1 protein-coding gene is annotated in these 2,870 nt (G+C 58.4%); it reads right to left on the bottom strand.

Annotation, left to right across the window (positions count from 1 at the left end; genetic code table 11):
- Positions 1-464 precede the first annotated feature (464 nt).
- Positions 465-1,403: an HNH endonuclease gene (locus HRQ64_RS19915; protein ID WP_172125968.1), complete on the bottom strand. Its 939-nt coding sequence runs from the start codon at positions 1,401-1,403 to the stop codon at positions 465-467.
- Positions 1,404-2,870 lie beyond the last annotated feature (1,467 nt).

Raw genomic sequence — 2,870 nt, 5'->3', positions numbered from 1 at the left:
ACAGTGGGAACACCCGGAGGTATTCAACGTCGTTGGTCCCCGGTATCTAGAGCAAACCCGAAAGCTTGTCAACACCGTTTTGCATTTTCTTGTTCTTCGGCAAACCCGAAACCAGAAAACCCGAACCGGCAAATAACCCTGCCCGCTCAGTCCGTTACCACAGTGCGCCGCGCCGGTGGGCGCCTCGCTCTGCAGCGGTGATCGGGGATATAAGCGACCCCATCGCCACCGTCAACACGCTAAATGACAAAACTGACTTCTGGTTCCACCAGAAAGCAGAGCCTGTGGATAACGCTAAGCTCGCCAGTAGGAAGCCAACTTCGAATAGCAGCGCCCTTGATCCCGCCGCGCAGGTAGTGTGGAGCCGCTTGACTGGTGGGTTTGCCGGCGATGCTGGTCCCCTGACGTAAGAGAACATGCACATAGAGCGGCGATAGGGCCATCCGGCGGTGAAACCCAGCTAGTCATGCAGGGTCACGCTGATCTGTGTCTTGAACAGACGCGAGCTCGGAGTGCCCACAGCCCTCCGTGACATGCCATTTCAAGCCAAGCCGACGCATGCAAAGCCACGCAGTGGCCGCGGCGGGCGGCCAGAGGAGTTCCTGCGCCTGATCCAACATCTGAGGAACGACCGCCCGAACAAGCAGGCCCCGAATAGCTCCGGCGTTGACGAGTCTCGAATGCTTAGTGCTGATCCGTAGAGGCAATCCCTTGCGTCCTGCCGGCTGGTGGATCGCGGCCAAGCGCTCGCGATTGCGACGGATCAGATCAATGTCCGGCAGCTCACTGCCTGACATTGGCAGATGGAGGTGACGAAAGCGTATCGCCTCCGTGTCCGCATCTTCCACATTGGGAGACCACGAATAGTCATCGTGAAGCGTAATGAGACCAGCGTCGTACCGAGCGTGCCAAGTTGGCGCCAGGAGAATTCCGCTCGAAACTGTGTTCCAGGGCTCAAGCCAATAAGGGTAGATGTGAGCAGCCTCGAGCCCACATTCATTTGTCTCGATGTTCAACAAGCGAACCAGGCTAATCGCACATCTACCCTGATACGCGCGATAGACGTCATACGTGAACTTTGGATCTCTGATTCGGACATGGCGTTCCCGGAAGAGGGGCAAGTCCGCCCTGGGATCCTTCATACCCGCTTGGTGAGCTCCGTACTCCGCAGCAAGAATACTAGCCAACTCCGAAGTGGAAATTTCCCTCACATCTTCGGCGGCCCTCCAGCCGGCAAAAGCACCAGCGGGATTGAGGAGAGCGGCTTCTAGAACGGCGCCATTCGCCAGCATCGGGCGAGGTGTCTTGAATGCCACCACATTATCAAGCTCAATGACGCAGTGCTCTGGATCATCGGCGCGGTTATACACCTCCACCAGGATAGCAGCAGCGACGTAGCCCACCGGAAGGCTTGGCTCCGCCGTCTCTCGCCCACTCTGGTATAGTACAACCCGGTGACCGACACACGAGCTTGCAACGTCAGCGAATTCGGAACGAACGCGACAGAACCCGGTCTGCTCCAAGACTTCCCGCGTCGTGGGATTTATCATGGGCCACCAGAGCTCATTAGCATAACTACATATTTACCCGGTTAAGGGGCCCAGCCCTGGGGCCCCTTCGTTCGCTGGCCACCCCGCCAAGTTCCGGGTCTGCAGTGGTCAAAAGCCGCGCAGGTATGATCTTCGACCTCCATGTGTCCTAAAGACTTGAAGGAAACACAGGTTGAACCAAAGTGAAGGCTGTAAGACAGAGCCGATCCGGTGCTGGCGAATGAACCTGACGGCTCACCTACTTACGCAGGCGCGAAACTGCCTTGTTGCTGATAGTGCCGCGATGGTTTGCCTCGAATAACCTTGGGGACCGAGCCTCCAGCGTTCACCTCCGGAGTGTGCATCAGCAATATCGAACTCTGCTCGCTGCAGTTTCGCGAGGTTCGGAGCACAACCGAGGAGAATCTTCACGTAAGACCCGCGTCCCTGCGGATTGCCGCAGCCACTAACCGCAGCCGCAAGTCCCCTCATCTAAAGCCATCCGCGTGATAAGCCGACATGCCAACTGACAAGTCCTCGAGATCGGCTCGCGCCATGATGCCAAGACGCTCGTGGCTAAAGGCGATCGTGACCCGAGGGAACCATCGGCCAAAACCGTGACGACGTATGCTGAGGCAGGGCGCAAGCCACTGCCCTGCCGCCACTCGCGAGTAAAGGTGAAGCCTACCTGGCGAGTTTACGATCCGCCCCAGCAATGACTTCTCCAGGCTCCGCCTTCCTCGCCGAACCGCTTAGGCCGTGGCCGAGCAGAGAACCCTCCTGCTCAGTGTAACGGATAGTTCTTCGCCATTCCGCAGCAACCATTCCCCTACGCAGAGCAGCAAGCGCGGGGGGTGCTTGCGCGGTTCCTCTTCCATCGTTTATCAACTTCGTCTGAGAAGGGGCCCGGGCCCCCCCTTGGTTGCGGTGAACTACGGAGGGCGTTCCAGCTGGTGGCGCGCGCGATCGATCTCATCAGAATGAGCTCGCGGTTGGTAGGGGGGCGGCGAGGGCAACCTGCCAGCTGCCGGGCACTGTTCCTTCGCCCGGCTGGTTTCCTGCATCGCCGTTAACTCAATGTAAGGGGCGGCAGCTGGGGTTCACAACAACAAACTCCCGCGGACAAGTGCGTAGCCGCGGACTTCCTCCCTCAGCTCGGGTGCTATAGCGGCTGTCAAAGCCAGCCTGTTCCCTCTCCCCCCCCGCTCATCTCCGAACGCGAAAAAGCCCCGCCTCATTTCTGAGTGCGGGGCTTTTGTTTTCGAGATTGTATTGAGACATCCGTTTTTGGCAGACCTGGCAGCGACCTACTCTCCCAAGCCTTAAGACTTAGTACCATTG

Origin of the sequence: Devosia sp. 919, from assembly GCF_013185965.1 — a bacterium.
In the GTDB taxonomy this organism is placed as follows: Bacteria; Pseudomonadota; Alphaproteobacteria; order Rhizobiales; family Devosiaceae; genus Devosia.
This window is presented reverse-complemented; position numbering and strand designations above follow the sequence as displayed.